Source organism: Undibacterium sp. GW821-FHT11H02 (genome assembly GCF_058808015.1).
In genome coordinates this window covers 14,310-40,379 of the sequence record NZ_JBXARG010000014.1, presented here as the reverse complement: position 1 = coordinate 40,379, position 26,070 = coordinate 14,310, and the positions used below count along the sequence as shown (strand labels likewise).

The 26,070-nt window shown below is 47.2% G+C and carries 23 protein-coding genes; 14 read left to right on the top strand and 9 right to left on the bottom strand.

Annotated features, from left to right (window positions below; genetic code table 11):
* Window positions 1–39: 39 nt before the first annotated feature.
* A complete protein-coding gene (gene nhaR, locus AC1RR2_RS14460) occupies window positions 40–969 on the bottom strand; it encodes a transcriptional activator NhaR (protein ID WP_493222970.1) in 930 nt (309 codons plus the stop codon).
* Between the two features lie 189 nt (window positions 970–1,158).
* Here nhaR and AC1RR2_RS14455 point away from each other — a divergent pair, with 189 nt between their 5' ends.
* Together AC1RR2_RS14455 and AC1RR2_RS14450 are read left to right on the top strand one after the other, a co-directional pair.
* A complete protein-coding gene (locus AC1RR2_RS14455) occupies window positions 1,159–1,845 on the top strand; it encodes a Bax inhibitor-1/YccA family protein (RefSeq protein WP_493222969.1) in 687 nt (228 codons plus the stop codon).
* Window positions 1,846–1,969: 124 nt separating this feature from the next.
* Window positions 1,970–2,926 carry a TerC family protein gene (locus AC1RR2_RS14450; RefSeq protein ID WP_493222968.1) on the top strand — a complete coding sequence of 319 codons (957 nt, stop codon included), beginning with the start codon at window positions 1,970–1,972 and terminating at the stop codon, window positions 2,924–2,926.
* A gap of 488 nt (window positions 2,927–3,414) precedes the next feature.
* On the opposite strand, the gene AC1RR2_RS14445 is transcribed toward AC1RR2_RS14450, so the two are convergent.
* Complete coding sequence (locus tag AC1RR2_RS14445) at window positions 3,415–3,603, bottom strand: hypothetical protein (RefSeq protein ID WP_493222967.1); 189 nt, start codon at window positions 3,601–3,603, stop codon at window positions 3,415–3,417.
* A gap of 3 nt (window positions 3,604–3,606) precedes the next feature.
* On the opposite strand from AC1RR2_RS14445, the gene metH reads away from it, so the two are divergent.
* Both metH and AC1RR2_RS14435 read left to right on the top strand, forming a co-directional pair.
* Window positions 3,607–7,356: a methionine synthase gene (gene metH / locus AC1RR2_RS14440; protein WP_493222966.1), complete on the top strand. Its 3,750-nt coding sequence runs from the start codon at window positions 3,607–3,609 to the stop codon at window positions 7,354–7,356.
* A gap of 22 nt (window positions 7,357–7,378) precedes the next feature.
* Window positions 7,379–7,657 carry a hypothetical protein gene (locus tag AC1RR2_RS14435; RefSeq protein ID WP_493222965.1) on the top strand — a complete coding sequence of 93 codons (279 nt, stop codon included), beginning with the start codon at window positions 7,379–7,381 and terminating at the stop codon, window positions 7,655–7,657.
* 149 nt (window positions 7,658–7,806) lie between these two features.
* On the opposite strand, the gene AC1RR2_RS14430 is transcribed toward AC1RR2_RS14435, so the two are convergent.
* Window positions 7,807–8,073: a hypothetical protein gene (locus tag AC1RR2_RS14430; RefSeq protein ID WP_493222964.1), complete on the bottom strand. Its 267-nt coding sequence runs from the start codon at window positions 8,071–8,073 to the stop codon at window positions 7,807–7,809.
* Between the two features lie 1,047 nt (window positions 8,074–9,120).
* Here AC1RR2_RS14430 and AC1RR2_RS14425 point away from each other — a divergent pair.
* Window positions 9,121–10,683: a methyl-accepting chemotaxis protein gene (locus AC1RR2_RS14425; protein WP_493222963.1), complete on the top strand. Its 1,563-nt coding sequence runs from the start codon at window positions 9,121–9,123 to the stop codon at window positions 10,681–10,683.
* 70 nt (window positions 10,684–10,753) lie between these two features.
* On the opposite strand, the gene AC1RR2_RS14420 is transcribed toward AC1RR2_RS14425, so the two are convergent.
* From AC1RR2_RS14420 to AC1RR2_RS14405, 4 genes are all read right to left on the bottom strand, one after another.
* Complete coding sequence (locus tag AC1RR2_RS14420; RefSeq protein WP_493222962.1) at window positions 10,754–11,020, bottom strand: hypothetical protein; 267 nt, start codon at window positions 11,018–11,020, stop codon at window positions 10,754–10,756.
* A 115-nt stretch (window positions 11,021–11,135) separates the two neighbouring features.
* A complete protein-coding gene (locus tag AC1RR2_RS14415; RefSeq protein WP_493222961.1) occupies window positions 11,136–11,879 on the bottom strand; it encodes an MgtC/SapB family protein in 744 nt (247 codons plus the stop codon).
* Between the two features lie 277 nt (window positions 11,880–12,156).
* A complete protein-coding gene (locus tag AC1RR2_RS14410) occupies window positions 12,157–12,738 on the bottom strand; it encodes an ATP-dependent Clp protease proteolytic subunit (RefSeq protein WP_493222960.1) in 582 nt (193 codons plus the stop codon).
* A gap of 217 nt (window positions 12,739–12,955) precedes the next feature.
* Window positions 12,956–16,342: an EAL domain-containing protein gene (locus tag AC1RR2_RS14405; RefSeq protein WP_493222959.1), complete on the bottom strand. Its 3,387-nt coding sequence runs from the start codon at window positions 16,340–16,342 to the stop codon at window positions 12,956–12,958.
* 261 nt (window positions 16,343–16,603) lie between these two features.
* Between AC1RR2_RS14405 and AC1RR2_RS14400 the strand changes: the two genes are divergently transcribed.
* The 9 genes from AC1RR2_RS14400 (at window position 16,604) to AC1RR2_RS14360 (ending at window position 23,690) form a co-directional block, all read left to right on the top strand.
* Window positions 16,604–17,653 carry an alpha/beta hydrolase family protein gene (locus AC1RR2_RS14400; RefSeq protein ID WP_493222958.1) on the top strand — a complete coding sequence of 350 codons (1,050 nt, stop codon included), beginning with the start codon at window positions 16,604–16,606 and terminating at the stop codon, window positions 17,651–17,653.
* A gap of 7 nt (window positions 17,654–17,660) precedes the next feature.
* Window positions 17,661–18,158: a GNAT family N-acetyltransferase gene (locus tag AC1RR2_RS14395; protein ID WP_493222957.1), complete on the top strand. Its 498-nt coding sequence runs from the start codon at window positions 17,661–17,663 to the stop codon at window positions 18,156–18,158.
* A 92-nt stretch (window positions 18,159–18,250) separates the two neighbouring features.
* Entirely contained in the window at window positions 18,251–18,721 is a 471-nt protein-coding gene (locus tag AC1RR2_RS14390; protein ID WP_493222956.1) for a hypothetical protein, read from the top strand.
* A gap of 37 nt (window positions 18,722–18,758) precedes the next feature.
* Window positions 18,759–19,451, top strand: a complete 693-nt coding sequence (locus tag AC1RR2_RS14385; protein WP_493222955.1) for an aspartate/glutamate racemase family protein — start codon at window positions 18,759–18,761, stop codon at window positions 19,449–19,451.
* A gap of 65 nt (window positions 19,452–19,516) precedes the next feature.
* Window positions 19,517–20,302, top strand: coding sequence for a 4,5-DOPA-extradiol-dioxygenase (gene ygiD / locus AC1RR2_RS14380; RefSeq protein ID WP_493222954.1), 786 nt, complete (start codon window positions 19,517–19,519; stop codon window positions 20,300–20,302).
* Window positions 20,303–20,471: 169 nt separating this feature from the next.
* Complete coding sequence (locus tag AC1RR2_RS14375; protein ID WP_493222953.1) at window positions 20,472–21,860, top strand: S1 family peptidase; 1,389 nt, start codon at window positions 20,472–20,474, stop codon at window positions 21,858–21,860.
* Window positions 21,857–22,828 carry an FHA domain-containing protein gene (locus AC1RR2_RS14370; protein WP_493222952.1) on the top strand — a complete coding sequence of 324 codons (972 nt, stop codon included), beginning with the start codon at window positions 21,857–21,859 and terminating at the stop codon, window positions 22,826–22,828. Before AC1RR2_RS14375 ends, AC1RR2_RS14370 begins: the two co-directional genes overlap by 4 nt.
* A gap of 32 nt (window positions 22,829–22,860) precedes the next feature.
* Window positions 22,861–23,157: a DUF4286 family protein gene (locus AC1RR2_RS14365; RefSeq protein ID WP_493222951.1), complete on the top strand. Its 297-nt coding sequence runs from the start codon at window positions 22,861–22,863 to the stop codon at window positions 23,155–23,157.
* A gap of 371 nt (window positions 23,158–23,528) precedes the next feature.
* On the top strand, window positions 23,529–23,690 hold the full coding sequence (locus AC1RR2_RS14360) for an antibiotic biosynthesis monooxygenase family protein (protein ID WP_493222950.1): 162 nt from the start codon (window positions 23,529–23,531) through the stop codon (window positions 23,688–23,690).
* Window positions 23,691–23,741: 51 nt separating this feature from the next.
* On the opposite strand, the gene AC1RR2_RS14355 is transcribed toward AC1RR2_RS14360, so the two are convergent.
* Both AC1RR2_RS14355 and mnmE read right to left on the bottom strand, forming a co-directional pair.
* Window positions 23,742–24,506, bottom strand: coding sequence for a substrate-binding periplasmic protein (locus AC1RR2_RS14355; RefSeq protein ID WP_493222949.1), 765 nt, complete (start codon window positions 24,504–24,506; stop codon window positions 23,742–23,744).
* 31 nt (window positions 24,507–24,537) lie between these two features.
* The gene (mnmE, locus tag AC1RR2_RS14350) at window positions 24,538–25,950 is read right to left on the bottom strand and encodes a tRNA uridine-5-carboxymethylaminomethyl(34) synthesis GTPase MnmE (protein ID WP_493222948.1); all 1,413 of its coding nucleotides are present in this window, start codon (window positions 25,948–25,950) and stop codon (window positions 24,538–24,540) included.
* Window positions 25,951–26,070: the final 120 nt, after the last annotated feature.

The window sequence follows — 26,070 nt, the reverse complement described above, 5'->3', positions numbered from 1 at the left end:
CGCACGCTTAGAAAATAGCGGCTGCCCCGTGGTCAGCCGCTATTTTTTTGTGCGTGATTTTTTGATTGGTGAATTGATCATCGCCAAAGGCCTGGCCTGACTAATCGCCAACACTGCTGGGTGAGTAATCTTACGCTGTACAGAAATAGCATAGAACTGTTCTTGAATATCATCTGTACTACCGACCAATTCCAAATCATATTGACGCATCACCATATCGGCAATTGCACTAGGCTTGGCAAAGAAGCCCACCCCGGCTTCGCCAAATGCACTCATCAAAGCGCTATCGTCAAATTCGCCAGCGATGCGTGGGCGTACTCCTTGTAATTCAAACCAATGCATCAAACGTGAACGCAAAGCAGAATCTTCTCCTGGTAACAGAACGGGAGCGCCGTCTAAACATGCGGGAAAAGTCTGCGGATACTGTTCACGTAAAGCCTTAGTGGCGAAAAAACTGAGACCGCATTCTCCTAATGGATGATTAAAGCCACGCACATTAGCACTTGGGGGCATAGGCGTATCGGTGATCACGATATCGAGCTTATGTCGCGCTAATTCCGCTAGCAAATCTTCAAGCTTACCTTCGCGGCAATTAATCCTAAGTGTTTGCGGCAAACTAAGTGCCGGCTCGAGCAATTTGTAGGCCACCGCTTTGGCCACAGCATCCGAAACGCCAACCCGTAATTGCACCGTGCGTTCTGTAGGGTGATGTTGCAATACTTGTTCTAACTCTTGACCGAGTAGAAAAATTTCCTCAGCGTATGCCAACACCAAACGACCGGCTTCAGTTAATTCTAAATTACGCCCAGATTTTTCAAATAAGGCTTCGCCCTGCAAATCTTCAAACAAACTGAGTTGCCCGCTAATGGTTTGTGGCGTGACGTGTAATTGTTCACTGGCACGGGCAATACTACCGGTTTTCGCCACCACCCAGAAATAGTGTAAATGCTTGTAATTTAAACTTGCCATAACTTAGCCCATTGATAGCTCATCGTTTGCGCACTGTTAGCTAACCGATAGGCACGCTAACCTCTGTCAATACATCGTGTTTTTCGATCTATATTGCAATTATATTCGACTTTTCTTTATAAATAATGTGGCCTACACTTGCCGCACCCAAATTGGGACAAGATTCAATATTGAATTTAGGAGAGAACCATGAGTATCTTAGACCGTAGCACGATGCGCGATGCGCAAACAGTTGATTATGTAGATAGCAACGCGATCAGCGGACATAAAGTACTACGCAACACCTATATGTTGCTGTCTATGACTTTATTATTTTCTGCTTTCGCCGCCGGCCTCAGCGTCGTTTTTGCGTTGCCGAGTATGGGCATAATTGTGACCTTGATCGGCTATTTCGGCTTATTATTTTTAACGACTAAATTACGTAACAGCGCTTGGGGCATCGCTTCCGTGTTTGCCTTGACAGGCTTCATGGGTTTAACGCTAGGCCCTATCATCAGCCGTTATTTAGGCATGCCAGGCGGTAGTGGCATCGTCATGAGTGCCATGGGTTTGACCGCGGTGATCTTCTTAGGCTTATCAGCTTATGTATTGGTCAGCAAGCGTGATTTTAGCTTCATGGGTGGATTCTTGACAGTGGGTATCTTAGTTGCATTCGTCGCAGGCTTGGGTGCATTCTTCTTCGAGGTACCAGCTCTGTCCATCGCTGTCTCTGCCGCCTTTGTGCTGTTGATGTCTGGTCTGATTTTATTCGAGACCAGTAATATTATTCGTGGCGGCGAAACCAACTACATCATGGCGACTGTGACTTTATACATCGCTATTTTCAATCTCTTCACCAGCTTGTTGCAAATTCTCGGCTTTATTGAAAAAGAATAAAACGAGAAATGCTAATGGCTTGTCAGTAAAAGCAGCGTAGTCATCGTAGTAATAGCGGATTGGTGAGATGTACCGGCATCTCACCAAGAAGCTTCAATAAGAATCATAAAACAGAAAGAATTCCATGTTAGAAACAGTCGCACAACCCTGGATGTGGGCCGCGTTTATTGCCTTCGTTCTTAGCATGCTAGCACTCGATATTTTTGCGCTCGGTGGTTCCAAATCGCATAAAGTCGGCGTCAAAGAAGCCGCGATCTGGTCCTTGGTGTGGGTGTCTTTGGCCTTACTATTTAACGCCGGGATGTATTTCTATTTAAAAGACATCATCGGTGAAACAGCCGCGATGACTAAGTCTATGGAGTTTCTCACTGGCTATGTGATAGAAAAATCACTGTCCGTAGATAACGTCTTCGTCTTCTTATTGATCTTCGGTCACTTCGCAGTACCAGAACAATATCAGCGCAAAGTTTTACTGTACGGTGTGCTTGGTGCCATCGTGATGCGCATCATTATGATTTTGGCGGGCAGTTGGGTGGTTTCTCAGTTCGCCTGGGTTCTGTATGTGTTCGGTGTTTTCTTGGTAATTACCGGTTTGCGTATGTTGGTCGCAGCGGAGAAAGAGCCTGACTTAGAGGCGAATCCGGTATTGAAATTCGCGAAGAAATTACTGCCATTCACCAAAGATTTTCACGAAGAAAAATTCAGCATCATCGACAACGGCAAACGTGTTTTCACACCGCTCTTGTTGGTATTGATCTTGATTGAGATTTCTGATGTGGTGTTTGCAGTCGATTCGATACCCGCGATTTTCGCGGTGACGACCGATCCTTTCATCGTCTTCACTTCAAATATTTTTGCCATCATGGGCTTGCGTGCTTTGTATTTCTTGCTGGCCGATATGGCAAATCGTTTCCATTTATTGAAATTCGGTCTGGCTTTTGTCTTGATGTTCGTCGGTACCAAAATGTTGATCGTGAAATGGGTACATGTTCCGACCAATATTTCTTTGATGGTAATCGGCACGATTTTGGTCAGCTCAGTGGCGGCTAGCTTGATCGCGACCCGCAAAAAAGCCAGTTAAGCATTACAAAGTTTTTTTAGATTGGTCGTGTCTTTCTAGGCTAATCGTCTCAGTTCCCTCCTTGGGGCGCATCGCTGTTATGGCATGCGCCCTTTTTTTTTGCAAATTCTGGAAAAAGTGGCCAGTCTATAGAGCGATCATTCTTAGATTCAGATTAAAATTCTCTGATCGCGATACCTGATTTGATCGAGTTAGAAACTAAAACCCCACAACGCCGAGGCGCTGAGACGCAGAAAAAACGAAAAAAGAGGAAGCTAGGACTCATCAAGCTTTTCTCAGCGCTCCTCTGCGCCTCTGCGCCTCGGCGTTTAGGGATTTTGACTTTTGGGTAGCCAGAGAAACCCAATAATTTCCTTATATCTTTTTTCTATTAACAAATAAGACAAGTCAAAACCAGACAGAGCTAAGCAGCTGTTCATGGGGAACTTCATAGGGAGTTTCAGAACTTACTAACGAACAACAATAGCAATTACGCAACAATACCCGCCTTAGGTGCTTCTATCGAAATAAAGTATAATTTCAGCTTGTTTTCCTGCGCCGATTTGAGACTCAGATTGCGGGCGCGTAATAAGTGCAGCTAAAGGTAGTAATTTTTTACCAAATCGCACACTCATTACCCGATCCGCTTTTGTCAGCCTGATCGGGTTTTTTGTTTTTAGCGATTCATCAATCCACATACTATGTCCACCGTTCTGAAATCTTCCGCCATCGAAGCGCGTTTGCGCGAGCTACTTCAACAACGCATCCTGATTCTCGATGGTGCGATGGGAACGATGATACAACGCTACAAACTTGACGAAGCCGACTATCGCGGCGAACGCTTTAAAGATTTCACGGGGCCAGCAGGTGTGCGTGAACTCTTCGTCAAAGGCAATAATGAATTGCTGTCTTTAACGCAGCCGCACGTGATTCAAGAAATCCACGAGCAATACTTAGCGGCGGGTGCAGATTTAATCGAAACGAATACTTTCGGTGCCACCACGGTCGCACAAGACGATTACCACATGGCGCATCTGGCGTATGAGATGAATGTCGCGTCTGCCAAAATCGCGCGTGCCGCTTGTGATAAATATTCCAGCGCTGATAAACCACGTTTCGTCGCCGGTGCACTGGGCCCTACGCCTAAGACTGCATCGATTTCACCGGACGTGAATGATCCTGCGGCACGCAATGTCACCTTCGATCAATTAGTCGCCGCCTATCACGAGCAAGTACGTGGCTTAGTCGAAGGTGGTGCCGATGTCTTATTGGTCGAAACCATTTTCGATACCCTCAATTGCAAAGCGGCCTTGTTCGCGATTGATCAGTATTTTGAAGAAACTGGCAACACTTTGCCCATCATGATTTCCGGTACAGTGACGGATGCCTCGGGGCGTATTTTGTCAGGCCAAACTGTGCCCGCCTTTTGGAATTCCGTACGTCACGCCAAACCACTGACCATAGGTTTGAACTGCGCACTCGGTGCGGCATTGATGCGTCCGTATGCGGAAGAGTTATCAAAAATTGCTGATACCTTCGTTTGCATTTATCCCAACGCCGGTTTGCCTAATCCCATGAGCGACACGGGCTTTGATGAATTACCTGCCGATACTTCCGCACTGTTAAAAGAATTTGCCGAAGCTGGCTTCATCAATATCGCCGGTGGCTGCTGTGGCACCACGCCAGCGCACATCAAAGCGATTGCTGATATTCTCAAAACGCAAACGCCGCGCGCGATTCCAACCATAGAACCAGCGATGCGTTTGTCCGGCTTAGAACCTTTCACGATTGATGCGCAATCGCTGTTCGTGAATGTCGGTGAACGCACCAACGTCACCGGCTCTAAAGCGTTTGCCCGTTTAATTTTGAACGAGCAATACGACGAAGCCCTAGCGGTCGCACGTCAACAAGTTGAAAATGGCGCGCAAGTCATCGACATCAATATGGATGAAGCGATGCTCGATTCGCAGGCAGCGATGACACGCTTCTTAAATCTGATCGCCTCGGAACCCGATATCGCACGCGTGCCTATCATGATCGATTCTTCCAAATGGGATGTGATCGAAGCAGGCTTAAAGTGCGTACAGGGCAAGGCCATCGTCAATTCGATTTCCATGAAAGAAGGCGAAGCGCAATTCCTGCATCACGCCAAACTTTGTAAGCGTTATGGCGCTGCGGTGATCGTGATGGCTTTTGATGAAAAAGGTCAGGCTGATACTTACGAACGAAAAATCGAAATTTGCAAACGCGCTTACGATTTATTGATCAGTGCTTGTGATTTCGATCCTTACGATATTATTTTTGATCCGAATATTTTCGCGGTCGCGACCGGTATCGAAGAACACAATAACTACGCCGTCGATTTCATCGAAGCGACACGCTGGATACATCAAAACCTGCCAGGTGCAAAAATCAGCGGTGGTGTCTCTAACGTCAGTTTCTCTTTCCGCGGCAATGATCCAGCGCGCGAAGCGATCCATACGGTATTCCTGTATCACGCGATTCAAGCAGGCATGACCATGGGTATCGTTAACGCTGGAATGATAGGTGTGTATAGCGAACTCGATGCGGAATTGCGCGAACGTGTGGAAGACGTTGTTCTCAATCGCAGAGAAGACGCGACCGAACGCATGATCGAGTTCGCCGCAACGCTCAAAGCAGGTGGCAAACGCGAAGAAGCCACGCTGGAGTGGCGCAATGATCCGGTAGAAAAACGCCTGGCGCATGCGATGGTGCATGGTATTACCAATTGGATCGTAGAAGACACCGAGGAAGCGCGCGTGAATGTATTGAACGCAGGTGGTCGTCCTATCCAAGTCATTGAAGGTCCATTGATGGCGGGCATGAATATCGTCGGTGACTTGTTCGGCCAAGGCAAAATGTTCTTGCCGCAAGTCGTCAAATCTGCTCGCGTAATGAAGCAAGCGGTCGCGCATTTGGTACCCTTCATCGAAGAAGAAAAGAAACGCAGCGGCGACAATAAACCGAAAGGCAAAATCGTTATCGCGACTGTCAAAGGCGACGTGCATGACATCGGCAAAAACATCGTCACGGTCGTCTTGCAATGTAATAATTTTGAAGTCGTGAACATGGGCGTCATGGTGCCGTGTTCAGAAATTCTGGCAAAAGCCAAAGCCGAGAATGCTGACATCATTGGCCTCTCTGGATTGATTACGCCCTCATTGGAAGAGATGGCTTACGTCGCCAAAGAAATGCAACGTGATCCGCATTTCCGCATGTTGAAGATTCCACTTCTGATCGGCGGTGCGACGACGAGCCGTGCGCACACCGCAGTCAAGATCGCGCCAAATTATGATGGTCCAGTCGTGTATGTAGCGGATGCTTCACGTTCTGTCTCGGTAGCGCAGTCTTTGCTCACACCAGAAAGCCGTGAGCAATACATCGCCGAACTCGGCACTGATTACGAACGCGTACGTACCTTGCATGCGAATAAAAAAGCTACGCCTATGGTGAGCTTGAAGCAGGCGCGCGCGAACAAAATGAAGGTCGATTTCACGGGCGATAGAGCGCCGGTGCGTCCTAAATTTATCGGCCGCCGTATTTTCAAAAACGTCGATTTGGCCACGATTGCGAATTACATCGATTGGGGACCGTTCTTCCAAACCTGGGATTTGGCTGGTCCATTCCCTGCGATTTTGAAAGATGAAGTCGTCGGTGAAGCCGCCAGCAAAGTGTTTGCTGAAGGTCAGGCGATGCTGAAGAAAATCATCGAAGGTCGCTGGCTCACGGCCAATGGCGTGATCTCTCTGTTACCAGCGAACACAGTCAATGATGATGACATAGAAATTTATACCGATGAGTCACGTAAAGAAGTTGCCTTCACTTATTACGGCACGCGTCAGCAAACGGAGAAAGCTATCATCGACGGTGTGCAGCGTCCAAATCAATGTTTAAGTGATTTCATTGCGCCCAAGGATAGCGGCATCCAAGACTACATCGGTATGTTCGCGGTGACCGCGGGCTTAGGCATAGAAAAGCACGAAAAACGCTTCGAAGACGCGCACGATGATTACAGCAGCATTATGTTGAAATCGCTCGCCGATCGTTTGGCAGAAGCTTTCGCCGAATATCTGCATGAACGTGTGCGTAAAGATTTGTGGGGTTATGCGCCTGACGAAGCTTTGAGTAATGCTGATCTGATTCAAGAAAGCTATTCAGGCATACGTCCTGCACCTGGTTATCCTGCTTGCCCTGAACATACGGTGAAGACCGCGATGTTTAAGCAGATGCAATGTGAAGAGATTGAGATGTTCATTACTGAATCATGGGCGATGATTCCTGGTGCTGCAGTGTCGGGTTTCTACTTTGCGCATCCTGAGTCTAAGTATTTTAGTGTTGGGAAGATTGCTGAGGATCAGGTTGAGGATATGGCTTTGCGGCGTGGGGTTGATAAGAGTGACGTTGAGCGGTGGTTGGCACCGAATTTGTGATTTTATTTCGTGAGGGTTAGCGATGAATTTTGTGATTGGATTTTTCATTGTGTTAGGCCTGATATTGATCGGCCTAAATGTATACGCTATTCGATCACTGTTTTCTAAAGACGCTTATGCCAAAGAGCAAATTCCATTTTTGATTGGAGTAATTATTTTTGTGCCTTTTGTCGGAGCTAGTCTGGTTCTTTACTTGGCTAGGAATAAGTATGAAGGTTCTATTTCTAGACATCCCAGCGTTGATGATGACGCTGAAAACGTGCATTTCGCCAGTAATTACAATATTGACGGATCTGAATAGTCCGTAAGTCGTAATATTTTCGTAGGGTGGGTTAGCGTTAGCGTAACCCACCGCTCACGGCTTCAGTCACGTTTATCGCTTGCTTTTCCTCTTGCGAACGAGTCACTGAATTTTCGCTTTTGACATTTACCTTCACGCAAATTCATCATTCACAGGTCGGGTGTGGCCCGACAGCCAGTTACCTTTTTTGCTTCGCCAAAAAAGGTAACCCAAAAAAGGCGACCACGCTGCCACTGGCCTTCGGCTTCCCAATTGTGCAAGACAAAAAATGGGAAAGCTTCGAAACTCGCCTGCGGCTCAAACAACGAAGCTTTCTTTACCCATTTTCTGTCCCGCACAATTGGCAGTGTCAGAAGTGGAACGGCGTTAAAGTCAAAAGCAACAGCAACACCAAAACAAACAGTATCGACCATCACGGCATTCAATTAGGCCGGAAAATCGAGGCGTCATCCCTGCGTAGGCAGGGATCCAGTGACGTTTGGCTTTTACGCCGCTAGATTCCCGCCTACGCGGGAATGACGATATATAGCGTTAGGTATCGCAAAAAGGATCATATTATCTACGGGCTCACATTTTTCCATTAGCCGTTGATGGTCGTTGTTTTTGACTTTGCTTTTGACCTAACCCCGTTCGAGACGATGTAATTTGTGCCTCACAGAAAATGGATAAGAAAGTGTTGTGTTTGAGCGCAGCGAGTTTCAACACTTTCCCATTTTTTGGGATGCACAAATTATGCTGAAGCGTAGCGTAAGCACCCCGAAGGGGCGAGTCTACGGTCGCCTTTTTTGGATTACCTTTTTTGGCGAAGCAAAAAAGGTAATTGGCTGTCGGGCCACACCCGACCTGTGAATCTAATTGCGCCGTGAACACATTAGACAAGTAGTGTCAAAAGAGTGCAGCGCTAAAGCAAATTTCTTATGTTCGCCATCTTGCAAACACCCTCATCCCCAACCCTTCTCCCGCTTGCGTGAGAAGGGGGCAAGTCGGCATTATTGTTGAACGTAAGCTTCTTACAAAAAGTAACCGGCGATCGGCTTCATCAATCTAAAAACCCTATGCAAGAGCTCGTAGGTTTTTGCTTTTGATGTTACTTATGGCCCACGAAGCCTCCTACACCTCGCCCACATGTAAGAGCCCAGACTAAACCCAACCAATGGGAAACGCGAAAGAAAAGTTGGCGATGCTTAAAGCTAATTTTTCAATTTTTTTGAGTGCGCCTAATCACCCGACATTCACACTCAACACCGATCAAATATACGACTAGCAAATACTGCTTGTCTCGCATCTTAAAGCGTGGTTTTCGTGTTGAAAACGCATGGCACTTTGCGAGTCTGCGCTTAATTCCAGATAGTAATGTTGACTATGCCGACCTATACTGAATTATTGAATTATTGAATTACTGAATTACTGAATTGGGTCTTTTGTCGTTCGACTTCCTGTTTTTTTGAAATGGCAGGTCTATTATGGATATGCTAAGAAATCTCAAAGTTTCCCATCGACTTAGCTTACTCGGTCTTGTTTTTACGATAGGTTTGTTGATCTATGGCGCGTGGTCCTTCAGAACGCTTTCTGAATTTAAGGTTAATGGTCCCGTCTTTAAGAATATTGTGCAAAGTAAGGATTTGATTGCGGATATTTTGCCGCCGCCTGAGTACATTTTAGAATCTTACCTGGTGAGTTTTCAATTAAGTACGTCCGTCGATGCAACCGAACAAGCGAAGCTAGAAGAGCGCCTGAAAGCCTTAAAAACAGAATATGAATTAAGGCATGCTTTCTGGGAGAAAGAAGCGCTACCGCCAGCCATGTCGGATTTGATTTTGAAACAAAGCTATACCCCGGCCATGGCTTTTTATAGCCTCGCTTTTAAGGAATTGCTGCCAGCGGTGCGCCTGCAAGATAAGGCGGCAATTGAGAGCGCCATGCAGAAGTTGAAATCGCTTTATGAGCGGCATCTGCTCGCTATCAATCAATTGGTGAACTTAACGACTAAACATGCGGAACAAGTTGAGGCGGACGCGGTTAGCGCGATTCAGTGGTCGACTACCGCATCAATTACCATCTTATTGGTGTTCGTCATTTTGGGTGTAATTCTGGCACGGGCGATTCAGTTTAGTATTACCCGACCTTTAGAGCAGGCGGTAGATATTGCTGAACGAGTAGCACAAGGTAATTTGACTATGCATATTGAAGTTGATCATCAAGATGAAATTGGACAGCTATTTTTGTCGCTCAAGAACATGGTGGCGAGTTTATCGGCAACTTTAAGCCTGGTGCATGGTAGCGCGATCACCATCTCGCATGCCTCAAAAGAAATTGAATCTGGCAATATGGATTTGTCTGCACGCACTGAAGATCAGTCGCATTCTTTGGATGCAACCTCTTCTACGATGGAAGAGCTGACCAGTACGGTGAAACAAAATGCCGACAATGCAGATCAGGCAAATCAATTGGTGCTGGCAACGACCGGCGTCGCGATTAAGGGCGGTGAAGTGGTTGATAATGTCGTGCGCACCATGGGTTTGATTACACAAAGTTCACGCAAGATCGTCGATATTATTGCCGTGATCGACGGGATCGCGTTTCAGACCAATATCCTCGCCTTAAATGCTGCAGTAGAAGCCGCTCGCGCCGGAGAGCAAGGACGTGGATTTGCCGTGGTGGCATCGGAAGTACGCAGTCTGGCACAACGCTCCGCTGCCGCCGCTAAAGAAATCAAAGAACTCATCGCGGACTCGGTTGCGAATGTCAATGCGGGTAGTCAATTAGTCGGTGCGGCCGGTGAAAATATGCAAAAAATAGTGAGTTCAGTGCAGCAGGTGGCAACGCTGATGAGTGAGATTGCAGCAGCCAGCCGGGAGCAAAGTCAGGGCATAGAACAGATTAATTTATCCATCGTGCAAATGGATGAAGTCACGCAACAGAATACCGCCTTAGTTGAGGAGGCCGCTGCAGCTTCTAGCAGTCTGCAATTAGAGGCTCAAAAATTGATGCAAGAAATGACGAATTTCAAACTCTCAACGGCGTAGAAATTAATGCATGATCATAGCTAAGCAGTCACACTTAAAGCTTAAATCCCAAGCAAGGTTCGCCAAACCGCTAGACGAACACGTCCACCTGAGTCCCCAAGATTGCACTGATCAAACCCCAGCTTTTTTCCAAAGCCTTCTGCTCCAGAATTTGCTCTTCGGTACTTAAGGCTTTTACCTCCACCACATTGGCTAGGTCTTGCTTGGCGTCCAGATGCGCCTGTGCCTCCGCGCTTAGTCTGCTTGATTCGACTGCAGGCTCGCCGCGTTGTTTGATTTGTTGATAAGCCCGCATGGCATCGTTACCGATGGGGGATAAACCCATGCTAATTGACATCATGACTCCATAAACGATGAAGTTCATAGATTAACGTCAATGTGCCAACCAGCAAGCCAGAAACAGAGGGGCGTTCTAAGGCATGTTTCTGATTTGCCGCAACTTTGTTAACAAGCTAGTTACGTGCATGCGACAAATGAAACTTCTCTACGCCTTTGAATTTAGCCATATTTTCAGCCACCAAAGTCAAGGGCGCGCCACTTTTGCGACTCAATGCCAGCACGACAAAATGCCATTCAGGACGTTCCTCTTCATAACTGATACGTAGCGAACCGCCGGCCAATTGATAGCCGTGTGCTAAGGTGAATTGCTTAATTTCATCCACCTGCGGCATATGCCCCTTATCGAAACGTATCATGACGGCCACCGCATGGCGGGATGGTAGCCAATATTCTATTTTACTAATCCACACCATGCAGATGGCCGATAAGGCGGCCAATAATATGCCTGCCATATAGAAGCCAACACCGATCAATACCCCGACCACGCACACCGCCCACAAGGATGCCGCCGTGGTCAGTCCACTGATATTAAAGCCCTCTTTCATGATCACACCTGCACCGAGAAAGCCTATGCCGGTCACTATGCCCTGCACAACGCGCGTGGGATCGACCATAGGCACGTTAGCGACGTGACCACCAAACCAAAAGCCCGGATAGCCAGAAAATACCGTGAGCGCCGCGGACGCCATACACACCAAACCATAAGTACGCATACCTGCTGCGCGGCCATGATAGGAACGTTCATAACCGACCAATAAGCCTAGGATGAGGGCGCCAAGAATATTGAAGAAAATCAAAAGATTGGTGGCGACTTCGGCACTGGACCAATATCCAGCCATTGCATCGAGTGAGAGCATGATGACGTCCTTTCTTATCTTTTCTATTAGGATCTGAGCTTGCTTCTGAACGAAGCTCGCATAGGCATGCCAGACGACGATCTAAGCTTGCTGGGATGTCATTTCATCTTAGTCCAAATTTTTCAACAAGAAAGCTCAGCCTAAAACTGGGTGGAAATGTGGTACTGCTCGGTGTTGTTTTGTCGTGCTGTGTATGAAAATACGGGCGGGGGATACAAGCGGGGATAAAACAGAAGTGAGAGCGCGCTGTTCTCACTTCCTCATAATTCATTTAAAACTAAGCATCCAGCTCGGTTTGCTGCACAATGATACGCGACACCAAACCGTATTCTTTGGCTTCCACCGCACTCATCCAGTAATCGCGCTCGATGTCTGCAGTGACTTTCTCCAAAGTCTGACCGGATTCTTTGGCTATCAAAGCAGCAATACGTTCGCGAATTTTAACGATCTCACGAGCTTGAATCGCGATATCGGTGGCCTGTCCACCGGCACCACCGCTAGGTTGATGAATTAAGAAACGCGTATTTGGCAAGCAAACACGACGCTCTTTTGGCACAGATAAGAAAACGTTCACGGCAGCGCTACCTACCCAACCTGTACCGACCACACGCACGGGCGCATCAATGAAGCGAATGATGTCGTGTATCACATCGCCGGATTCCACGTGTCCGCCGGGGGAAGAGACTAGCAAAGTGATAGGATCTTTCGATTCTGCGGACAAAGCGATCAAACGTTTGCTGACGTCTGCCGCCACTTTATCGTTGATCGTGCCAAATACCAAAACGGTACGTGACTTAAAAGCTTTTTCTTCTAAGAAGGGGCTACGTGCTTCGTTATTGTTTTCTTTTTCTTCGGACATAATAAACTTCCAGTTAAATGGCGTTGCGCTAAATTGCTCTACGCTGCTCTGAAGTGAGCTGAAATTGCAGGAACCACATGCTACCCGATTTTCCTGTTTTTGACTCGTAATGACCCACAATGACTCATAAGCAAGTTAAATGTAAATAGGTACAACTCCCCAATTTTCAAGCTTAGCTTGCGCATGTGGACTCCTGTTTATAGCCTAGATCCTAACGCTAAGGCATGGCGAGCCAGGCTTGCTCTGATTGCCATTTTTCGCACCAAGTCAAAAATTCATCGGCCGGCATAGGGCGGGCTATGCCATACCCTTGTGCCAGATGGCAGCCTAATTTTAGCAAGGCCGCACCATGATCCAGAGTTTCTACGCCCTCTGCGATGACTTCGCGGTTAAAAGCCTTCGCCAGACGAATCACGCCTTCGACTATCCCCAGATCCTCATTGTCCTGCAACATATCACGCACAAAACTTTGATCGATTTTCAGTGTGTCTATAGGCAATTTACGCAAGTAAGTCAGTGAAGAATAACCGGTACCAAAATCATCCAGCGAGAAATGCACGCCTAGTTGACGGCACTGCTGCAAGATTTTTACGGCTTGATCGATGTCAGCGATCGCCGCTGTTTCTAACACTTCCAATTCAAAGCAAGACGAAGGCATATCGGGATAGCATTGCAAAGCGAGTGCCAGACGTTCACAAAAATCTCGCTGCAATAGGTGTGCAGCACTAATGTTGACGCTGACACCCAAGTGCAGATTTTGCCTGTGCCACGCTTGCCCTTGTATCAAAGCTTGCTCTATCACCCATTCACCTAATTGTTGATCAAGTTGATTGCCCTGGATATGCGTCAAAAATTCAACCGGCGCTAACAAGCCACGTTCTGGATGCCGCCAGCGAATCAAAGCTTCGGCACCAATAATACGTCCATCCGACAAATCTACTTTGGGCTGATAGTACAGAACAAACTGATTTTCATGTAATGCTGTACTCAGCGAGCTCACATAAGCGCGATGTTCCTGGGCTTGTCGGTCGCCCTCAGGATCGAACAGCTGATAACGATTTTTACCGGCATTTTTTGCCATATACATGGCCTGATCTGCGTGTCGCAACAAACTATCTGCATCTGAATTATCGTCGGGAAAAATACTGACACCGATACTACTGGTCAGATGCAAGGACACTTCATCGATCTTAACCGGACGACTGGCGGCTCCCAAAATACGATCTAATATCTGCATGCATTCTACCGACGAATGCATATCACACAGGAGAATCACAAATTCGTCGCCACCCAGGCGCGCCAATGTATCGTTAGCGCGCAATACCTGACGCAAAGAATGGCTGACACTAATTAGCAGCTGATCTCCGACTGCATGTCCATGTTGATCATTGACTGCTTTAAAACCATCCAGATCGAGAAAACAGACAGCCATTAAAGTTTCGCTACGTTGCGCCCGAATAATCGCCTGACCCAAACGATCGCCCAATAAGCGACGGTTAGGCAAATCGGTCAAGGTATCATAATGCGCAATCCTGTCTAACTCTGCTTCGTGGGCTTTAAATTGACTAATGTCTGAAAAGACACCTATGTAATGCAAGGGCTCGCCAAATTCATCACGTACGGTTGAGATCGACAATAACTCAACAAAAATGTCGCCTGACTTGCGTCGATTCGTAATCTCCCCACGCCAAAAGTCGTTTTGAGATAAGTCATGCCACAGTGACTGATAAAATGCCTCTTCTTGCTGACCGGATGAAAGTATCTTCGGACTCTTGCCTACCACTTCTTGCTCGCTATACCCGGTGATACGGGTAAATGCCGGATTGACTTTGGTGATCAATCCCTCGGTGCTCACCACCATTATGCCTTCGTAACTGCTGGTAAACACCGTGGTGGCATCCTTTTGCACCTGCTCAAATTGTTTTCTTTGTGTGATGTCGGTATGCGTACCGGACATAATCAATGCTTGTCCATCCACGTCTCGCTCTACCACACGACCCCGCGTCAATATCCAACGCCACTCACCCGACTTTGTGAGACATCGCATTTCGATTTCATGCGATGGTATCGAACCCGCCAGATGTCTCTGTGCCGACTCCAAGACTTTAGGAAAATCTGCGGGATGAACATACTTATTCCAATTGTCCGGATGTACTTGCATCTCACCCGGCTCATAGCCAAGCATCGTTTCCCAGCGGGCGCTCACCTGAAACTCATTGGTTTTGATATTCCAATCCCAATAGCCTTGATCAGTTCCCGCCAAGACCCTTGCCAATTGTTTTTCACGTCGGCTCAAAGCCTCCTGTGCCACTTGTTCCTCGGTCAGATCCCGCCCAAAGGCGATGTAACGGCCATCGGGCAAGTGTTCCATACTCAAGGCGACATCGACCAGACTGCCATCCGCACAGCGTAAAGCCCAAATATTTTTGGCATGTTTTTCCAAGGTCAACTTATGTAATTCACTCTCTAGTACCTCCGACTCAGAAGGTGGCAACAGATCGATAAATCGCATCGTTTGAAACTGTTCCAGGCTATGTCCAGTCAGGTGGCAAGCAGCGGGATTGGCGAATGAAAACTCGCCATGTTCGTTGGTGATCCAGATGGCATCTCCCGCGTGCTGCAGCACCAGTCGTAAATCTTCATCGTCACGTCGACGCTCGGTAATGTCACGCGAGATACCGAATAATCCAAACACTTTGCCGGAGGCATCGAACACGGGGCCTTTGGTGGCAAGGAAGACCATTCTTCGCCCAGTTTGGGTGGTCACATATTCATTCGCGGTCTGTATCGTTCCCGACCGCAGTACCGACTCGTCAAGAGCGCGTATTGTTTGTGCACTCTCTGTCTGAAATATTTCAAAATCGGTACGTCCAATGATCTGCTCGCGCGTCTTAGTAATCAAGGCGCAAGCCGCTTGATTTACCAACAAATAGCGCCACTGCAAATCCTTCACAAAAATCGCATCGGAAGTACCGGACACGATGGAATCCAATAAGCGCTGCTGCAATTCATCCTTACTTTTGGAACGTTGCAATAGTTCACTCAAAATACTAATCGACACGCAGTTGATTACAAAAAACAACCAGCGTATCTTTTCGTAAGGATCGCTCACTTGTTCGTCAGTGCTCCCGTCAAAGCTAAGGAAATTAACTGAGACCGACACGATTAAGGTAGAAATTATGCCGGTCCAAAAACCACCTAGCATCGCACTCAGAATCACAGGGAAAATGAACAAAATCAACATCGGCCGGACATCCATCCCACGCAATAAGTAGTGATGTAAAACCAGCATAGAAATCGTAATGCCAAGACTTAAGCCCATCACCAGCCAAAATGAATGTTTGCCTTTATGCGAGCTGCTCAAGTTATTGAGTAAATTCGCTGTGTCATTGTCCTTGCCTGCTGGTACGGTACGCAAAGCAAAATAAAATAGTGCGGAAGTCGCGATCACAAAGAAAATACCTTTGACTGTGGACAGCCAGACCATAGAGTCAAGATCCGTAAACAGCGCTAGCAACTGATCCGACAGAAAAATCCAGAGCAGTGATACCACAGCGTATGCCAGAGTAGCGATCACAATAAAGCGCTGACGAGCAGATCCCATGCCAAATCTCACTTGATAGAAATTAGTTGTATGATGCCTTAGCTTAATAATATTGTGAGCTAGAAATTTTATAATGCGCTAAAACTACCGCGCTGCGCACTGAATTTGTTCATTTATGCGACATTTTATGCGACATTTAATGGCTGTTTACGTGACGATCAGACAATGTCCGGCAAAAAGCACTCTGATAACAAACGCGCCATGGAACTTTCGACCTAAGCGTGATTCAAAAGTAGAAATCCACGTCAAGACAATCAAACAATGAAAAACATTCGCGCATTCCTGCTAAGGCTGTTAATCACGAGCTATTGCGGCTTAGCCCTGCAACAAACTGGTCTCGCCCAGCAAAATGCGGACAACGCCCGTGTTTCCGCTCCGTTACTCACCGAGGACAAACTGCAGGTCGATGAGAGTTTGTATGAAACACGGCTGTTCGAATGGACCGATCCAAGCCGCAATCGCGCCGTTCCCGCCAAACTCTATTTACCGCGCGTATCAAGTGTTGAACAACAGTTGCCATTAGTGATCTTTTCGCATGGTCTGGGAGGCTCACGCGAAGGCTATAGCTATCTCGGCAAATACCTCGCTAGTCACGGTTATGCCAGCTTACATCTACAACATGTTGGCAGCGACCGGAGTTTGTGGGCTGGCAGCAGATTCACCTTATTATTCCGGCTAGCGGATGCCGCCAGCGACGCGGAAGCGATAGCCCGCGCACGTGATACCAGTTTTGCGCTAGATCAAATTCTGAGCAGTGAGCTTGTCAATCAATTCGATACCGAACAAATATTTATGGCGGGCCACTCCTTTGGGGCTAACACCACGATGCTGATCGCCGGTGCCAGCGTGGCAGAAAATAAGGTCGACAACGGACAAACACTGCAGTTCAGCGATAAACGCATCAAAGCCGCCATCCTGATTTCGGCACCGCCGTTTTACGGCAAAGGCAATGTAAAAAACATACTGGCGAATATTAATATCCCTAGCTTACACATCACCTCCACCAAGGACGACATCAATATTCCCGGCTATGGCTCTGGTGTCGAAGACAGGATCAAGGTATTTCAAGCGATGGCGATGCAAACCCAGGTAGAGAAAAATCTCTTGGTGTTTAAGGATGGTTCTCATAGCATTTTCACCGATAGAATGAATACCGGTGGCGAAGACCTTAATCCCAAAGTCAAACTGGCGACGCGTAGCGCGATTCGAGTTTTTTTAGATCATCTGCGTGCCAAAAGTGAACTCAACTTAAAAAACTGGCAGCAAGAATATGCTGGATTGTTAGCACAGTTTGAAATCAACACAAAGTAGAAAAAATATGAGCTTACAAATACGCCGTGCCACCATCAACGATGCCGATGCCATCAGTGCCTTAGTGCATAGCGTGGCGCACTATTTCACCATCCATGCCGATGGTCAAGGTGCTGAAGCATTTTTCAAATCGATCACAACTGAAGCGATACGCGGCAATTTAGAATCGGATCAGTATGTATATTGGGTAGGCAGTTGCGAACAAGAATCCGAGCAAGCGCAGGGAGAGAATCGCATTATCGCTGCAATTGCCTTACGCGATAATAGTCATCTATACAATCTCTTCGTCGCCAGCGAACAGCAGTCGCGAGGTTATGCCAGACAGCTGTGGCAACATCTACAAACACATGCGGCACAGAACGGCAATCCCGGCAACTTTACTGTCAATGCCTCACTCTATGCAGAGAAAATGTACGAAAAATTTGGTTTTACGCCTACGGCTGAAGTACAAGAAATGCATGGCCTGCGATTTATTCCTATGCATAAAAGGATAGATGCGAATTGAGGCGCATGAGCACCAACGCAGGTAGTGACTACGTAGGCAGAATTTATCGATTGCGTTTATGATGAGTACCTCTATCTCCATCTTGGTTCATCATGCCGCCTCTCTCGTCTGATTCACGGAAAATCTTATCTATCTTTACTCGCGCACTACTTGGATTGGCATTGCTGAGCCCATTGGTGCAGGCACAGGTCTTAACTCAGGTGGATAAGGACTTAGGTCATGGATTCCACTCACAAGAATCTAAGCAGATTAATGTCCCAGGACGCTGGCATAGTAATCAGAGTTTCAAGTTCCTGTATTTTGAAAAACGCCACCTTTGTCAGTGCAGCGAGTTTAGTATTTCACCGACCGGCCAGATCGCACTATTTCAGGATGCCTCGACGAAAGTAATTAGTAGTTTTAATGTGAACAAAAACAGCATCGTAGCTTACCCAAAACTGCCGACAGGAAAATTACAAAATGTGACCTGGCTGGCGAAAGAAAAGCAAGTAGAACTGCAACTACTGACAAAAATCAATGGCGCAGAAACGATAATAAAAAAACGCCTGCATTTAAAGAAATAGGCAATAGGCGACTTAAGATAGAAGAAAGGAAGTTAACATGAAAACTTTAGGCTTAATTGGCGGTATGAGTTGGGAATCAACGATTCCTTACTATCGCGAAATCAATCAAACGGTGAAACAAGTATTAGGTGGACTGCATTCCGCGAAGATAATTATTTTCAGTGTTGATTTCCATGAAATCGAAGTACTACAACGCAGTGGTGATTGGGACAGCGCTGGAAAAATTCTAGCTGATGCGGCACAAGCATTGGAACGCGCCGGTGCCGACATGCTGGTGCTCTGTACGAATACCATGCACAAGGTCGCGCCAGCAATTGAAGCGGCGGTCAGTATTCCACTGTTTCACATCGCTGATCCCACCGCAGAAGAAATCAAAGCGCACGGCTATCAACGCGTCGCTTTACTAGGTACACGTTTCACGATGGAACAGGCTTTTTATAAAGATCGGCTACAACAAGCGCATGGACTCGACGTCATCACGCCCGAGGAAGCAGATCGCCACATCATACATCGTATTATTTACGAAGAATTATGTCTGGGTAGTATTCAAGAAGCATCGCGCCAAGAATACATACGCATCATCGCTGGCTTGATTGCGAACGGCGCACAAGCCATTATCCTCGGCTGCACCGAAATTTCTTTGTTAGTCAATCAAAGTCACGCCAGCGTGCCGCTGTTTGATACGACGGCATTGCATGCACGTAAGGCGGCGTTGTGGGCTTTATCCTGAAATTAGGAAATTATTTTCACGTGATCTTACGTGCTTAAGCTAAACCAAGTTTGATTGGAGTGATCATGAACAAACCCAGACAACCCGCCATCTTCCTCGGTCACGGCAGTCCCATGAATGCCTTGGAAGACAATCAATTTACCCGTTGCTGGGCGCAGCTTGGTCTTGAATTTGCTCAGATTACCAACAAGCCGAAGGCGATACTTATGATCTCTGCGCATTGGATGAGCGAGGGGGTAAAAGTCACGGCGATGACGCAACCTAAGACCATTCATGACTTTGGTGGTTTTCCTCCCGCGCTGTTCGCGATGCAATATCCGGCACCTGGTAGCCCCGAATTAGCCCAGCGTATTGCGCAAGTGTTGGCACCGCTGCCAGTCTTGCAAGATCAGGATTGGGGACTCGATCATGGCACCTGGTCGGTCTTGGTGAAAATGTTTCCTGAGGCGGATATTCCGGTGGTACAGCTCAGTTTAGATTTGAATAAAAACGAAGCATTTCATTATGAATTGGGACAAGGCCTGGCCAGCTTACGTGAAGAAGGTGTGATGATTATGGCGAGCGGTAATGTGGTTCACAATCTGCGTCGCTTAGATCCACGCGTTACTAGCTTCGATTGGGCGCAGCGTTTTAATAGTGTCATTCGCGACGCCATACTCAAAGAAAACTTTGAGGACGCCGTCAATTATCATCAATTTGGCAGTGACGCACAACTTTCCGTGCCGACCAGTGAGCACTATCTGCCATTGTTATACGTCCTCGGCGCCAAACATCCCGATGATCAGATCAGAATCGAGAGCGATGACATAGTCATGGGTGCGATTAGTATGATGTCTGTGATATTGAATTAAAGTTTGCGTGATGTGCAGAGTGTGCCGTACGCACCATCGTCGTTGACATAGCCAATTTTGAACTTCAATACAAAATCGTTTATGCTCTGAAGCATCTCTAAATTCTTGTGAAAGACTACGATCAATAAGTAAACCGTAGTTCCCACGCTTCTGCTCAAAGATCCTCTCTATGAATTGTCGATTATTGCTTCGTACCCTCACTTGTTCTGCATTCAGCTTGTCACTGCTGTGTCATCCTGCACAAGCGCAAGTAAAAACCGATGAGGACAGTATCAGCAGTAAGCAAACCTCTTCCGCTGCACAAAAATTATATAGCGCTGCGAAAAACGACCTCTTACAAATTCGCGTCTTAGTCAAAAATGGACGCACACAATCTTCGGTAGGCTCGGGTTTCATGATAGGTCAAAGCGATCTGGTCGTGACCAACTATCACGTGGTATCACAAATCGCGTTAGAACCCGAAGTCTATGTGGGTGAATTTGTCGATACCAATGATCAACGTGGCACCGTAGAATTATTGGCGGTCGATGTATTGCATGATCTGGCCGTTGTGCGCATCAGCCGTCGTGGTACAGGTTTTTTTCAAATCCCGGAAGACAGCGCGCAATTACCGAAACTCAATCAAGGTCAGTATCTCTACTCATTAGGCAATCCCTTAGATTTGGGCTTTGCCATCTCCGAAGGTGCATACAACGGCATCATAGGGCGGGCGTTTTATGACCAGCTCTTGTTCACTGGCTCGATCAACTCCGGCATGAGCGGCGGCCCCAATGTCACACCATCGGGTGCACTCGCAGGTGTGAATGTGGCAAAACGTACGGATGGTGAGCTGGTTAGTTTCTTGGTACCGGCGCGCTTCGTGGTGGAATTACTCAACAAAGTCAAACAGCAAAAAACGACCCCAAGCAATTTTAATGAAGAAGTAGGCCGGCAATTAATCGTGCACCAAAACCTGATGCTGGATAAATTACTCGAACATCCTTTGAATAACAAAGAACTGGGCCCCTATCTGGTACCGGTACGCGAATCAGAACAAATGCGTTGCTGGGGTAGCTCGAATACCAAAGAGCAAGCCAGTTTTAGCGAGGACAAAATCAGCTGCAATATGGAATCCGCTATCTATGTTTCAGGCAAACTGCAAACCGGGCATGTCGCGATCACTCACAGTTTTTCCAAGAGCAAGAACCTGGATGCTTTACGCTTCTCGATTGCCATGAGCGACAAGTTCAAGAATCAAATCTATGCGGGCAATAAACAGAGCAATCTGACCGGCCCAGCCTGTACGGAAGAGTTTATCAAGAATGATCAGCTTTCACTACGCGCCGTCATCTGCGCCCGCGCTTATCGTAAATTTGCTGGTATCTACGACTTCCGTCTGATCACTTACAGCATGGATCAAGACAAGGAAGTGCTGCAAAGCCTGTTAAGCGCAAAAGGTGTTTCGTATGATAATGGCTTGCGCCTGACCCGCCAGTTTTTGCAAATGATAGGCAGAAAACCGCAGCTCACGGCCACTGTGGTACCGACCGCAACGTCATCCAATGGGAGCAAAAAATGAGCGCCCAATATTTTCTGGAAATTTTGTCGCGTAGCGGTGAAGTTGAACATCGTCATCGCTTTGACAGCTTACCGATACGCATAGGACGTGCGTATAACAATGAACTCATCCTGGACGACCCGCATACCGCAGCCCATCATGCACAGATAGAATTGAATGAACAGGGCAATTTACAAATTCGTGATCTGGATAGTCGCAACGGTCTGACTTATCAAAACCGTCGTCATACCACCCTAGAGCTGGATGGCAATCGAGTCCTTCGTCTCGGGCAAACCTTGCTCAGAGTGCGTGATAGTCATTTTGTGGTCGAACCAGAAGTGCTCGATGCCAACAATTATCGCTGGGAAGGCTGGCGGCCGACCTTAGCCGCGTTCTTACTGATTACCCTACAGTCGGTCTTCACGAAATGGATGTCGCAAACCGAGGCCTTCAGTTTCACGGTGTACGCCCAGTACGCAATCAGCATGTTGCTATTTGCTCTGATTTGGGCGGGCTTATGGGCTGGTGCGAATCGCTTATTTGCACGACATCCACGCTTCGGCCGGCATTTCTTTATTGCCGTATGCGGTCTCTTAGCGATGCAACTCTGCACTATGCTGGCGACACTTAGCGGCTTCATTTTTTCCTGGGAAGAACTGCCACGTTATCGTAGCCATGCGCAAATTTTGTGTATAGGCTTTATGGTCTATTTTCACCTGGTCACCATCAGCACCCGTTCGGCACGTCGCAAATTATGGGCCGTCATGTTCTGTGCCGCACTCGCCTCCGGTACCATGTTAATGTCAAAATATAAGAACACGGGTAGCTTCGGTGATGACTTGTATATGGGCGACCTATTCTCACCAAGTTTGCGACTCAGCAAAGATATCAGCCTAGAAGAATTTAGCAAAGACGCCGCGCAATTGAAAGACAAACTAGATAAGGAGCGACTAGAAGCCACACCGAATATCGAAGACGATGATGATTAAACTTACTCAAACCAGACGATAGAAAGCGAACGATGATCCTCTACGAAGTCAGTGTCAGCATACGTGCCGATTTAAGCGAACAATTCGAACGATATATGCGTGAAAAACATATTCCCGAAATTTGGGCGACCCAATGTTTTGAAAAAATTCGCTTCGACAAACTAGATACTGCACATTACCGTACCTGCTATCAAGCCAATAGCGCTGCCGACTATGAACGCTATTTAGCCGAATTTGCCAGCGCCATGCGGGCCGATTTTATGCGACACTTCCCCGAGGATTGCGTGCCTAGCCGGCTGGTATTTGAAACTTTGCAAAACTGGGGATAATTGCGATTTTGAGATGTCTTGAGAGGCAAACCAAGCGGCGAAGCCATGTGTAAATCCAAGCTATCTATGCTATTTATCCCAAGAAAAAACACACTTTGAGCAAGTCACACCGTGTTGGCATTTTTCTGACTCGAGCCGGTAATCGCCACGCTGATAAAGAATTGATCTGCGCGATATGAGGTCAACCAAGCTGAGGAACTTAATGCCTAGTTGAGCCCTTTGGCTGTTGCTACGCTCGCGAAATTCTACGGTGTTTCTGATTCAGAATTCGACAAAATTTTTCTCTGGATCGACCAATCTGTATCCTGTTTTTCGCCCATCAACAAGCCTATTTACATATCAGCGCAGAGTAAAAGTCACAACTGAACGAGATGGATGGCTTCATTTCTATAAAACGATTCCAAAGTCTAAGCGATCCCGGAAAACGCTTATCACTCTCGTTTTGGCGCGATGAAGATGCTGTGAAAACTTGGCGTAATCTTGAGGCCCATCGCGCCGCGCAAGTCACGGGACTTCAGCACATTTTTTTCTAACTACCGCCTGCGCATCGCCTCGGTCATGTGTGAAATCAAAGCGCATTAATATCAATGATAGCGATAGAGGATGTTTTGATAACTCCCATCACTACGCATATTCTTCAGTACGGTATTGAATTGGTCGCGCATGAGTTTGCTAGTGAAGGCAGCGGCAAATCCTGTCTTTGTTTTGAAAATGTCGTGAAAAACCAATTCCTCATTGACTGCTAGTTCGCCCTTTTCCAATTGCCTGCGATACCATTGGAAAATAGTAGAATCAATCACGATTACTTCCACACGTTTAGCAAAAAAGATGCGGGTTTGAGCCTCTTGTGTGCTGGCTTGGGAGTAGTTCTGACGAAAATGCCCGCGCTGATCTGGCCGGTATTTTTTCTTAAATTCATCACCTAAATCATCCCAACCACGTTGCCAGATCACGAAATGGTAGTGATCTAAATCTGCGATTTTTTCTATGTTTAATTTACTCGCTTTGCGGCTGATGGCGTAATTTTGGTAATGTATAAAATCGTCGGAAAAAAATAGAGTATCGGTGTCGACGCCTTGTACTGAAGCTGCGATCGCGGCCTCGCCATTGCTAACGGCGGTAAGTAAGCGTGCTTTCGATACACTAATCGCTTTCATACTATGTCCTAAGCGCTGTATAGCTTCTTTCATTACATCGACTTCGATACCGACTATATTTCCCGCTGGATCTGTAAACGCAAAAGGTGGCTTGTCAGTATTGAAGCTCACACGCAATTCATCGGCCTGCCCATTCATAGGCAGGCCGATGGCGCTGAGTAACAGGAAAAGACAGGAAAAGCGAGAACGCATGTACCCACCTTGACTGAGGTCGAAGATCTAGTTACTTTCCTATGCAAAACCGAGAGAAAATGACGCCGAGTAAGTCATCCGATGTGAATTCGCCAGTGATGCTGTTGAGTCTATCCTGCGTTAAGCGCAGTTCTTCCGCAAACAAATCAAGAGACTGATCATTTTGTGCGGCGTACGCGGCGGCTTGTTCTAAATGTTCGTGCGCATGTTTAAGTGCGATCAAATGACGTTCACGCGCCAAATACAAAGACTCGCCAGTTTGCTGCCAACCAGCGATGCGTAGTAATTCTTGACGCAAAAGATCCATGCCCAAATGTTCTTGCGCCGACAAATACACTTGAGTCAGATCACCGACCGTATCGACACTGGCATGATGTCCTGAGATATCAATCTTAGTCCAGACGCAGATCACCGGTACTTCTGCGGGAAAACGCGCCGCGATTTCTTCATCAGCACGGGTAGGACCGCGACTGGCGTCTAGTAAATGCAAAATCACATCGGCCTTTTGTACTTCGTTCCAGGTGCGTTCTATCCCAATCCGTTCAACGGCATCAATCTTATCGACGACTTCACCAAACTCAGGTTCGTCGTGATCATGACGGATACCAGCTGTATCAATAATATTGAGAGGAATTCCTTCAATGTGTATCGTCTCTGTGACCTTATCGCGCGTCGTACCGGCAATCGGTGTGACGATAGCGATGTCGTCCCCCGCCAATGCATTGAGCAAAGACGATTTGCCGACATTCGGCTGTCCAGCCAACACGACGTTCAAACCTTCGCGCAGTAAAGCACCTTGCGCGGCTTGTTCAAAAACCGCGCGTAAAGATTTTTGGATTTCGCTGAGCTGACCACGGGCGTCCGATTTCTCAAGAAAATCAATTTCTTCCTCAGGAAAATCTAGAGTCGCTTCGACCAGCATACGCAGATGAACGACCTTCTCAACCAGCGCATGAATGACTTTGGAAAACGCACCCGACATCGATTGCGATGCCGATTTCGCGGCGGCTTCAGTCGAGGCTTCGATCAGATCCGCAACTGCTTCCGCCTGCGCCAGATCGAGCTTGTCGTTCATGAATGCGCGTTGCGTGAATTCGCCCGGTTCAGCCAAACGCAAGCCTTGTTCTTTACCGGCTTCTAAACAACGCGTCAGTAACATCTGCATCACCACTGGGCCACCGTGACCTTGCAGCTCCAGCACTTCTTCACCGGTATAAGAATGCGGCGCGTTGAACGCGATCGCCAAACCTTGGTCTATCACGGTGCCATCCGCTTGTGTGAAATCCAAATAAGTGGCGTGACGAGGCTTTAAAACGGCGCTGCCAAACAGAGCGCGACGGATCTCATTGAGGTCTTTACCAGAAATGCGCACCACGCCTATGCCGCCGCGACCCGGCGCAGTGGCGATGGCAACGATGGGAGTACTGTCATAAGTATGTGTCATTGGGAAATTCTAACCTTGTGATAGGGAAAGCTGTGAAAAATCAGCAGCGTTTGATACTGACAGATGTATCGTAAACACGACATGATCTGCAGCAAAAAAAATGTGCGGCCTTAATAAAAA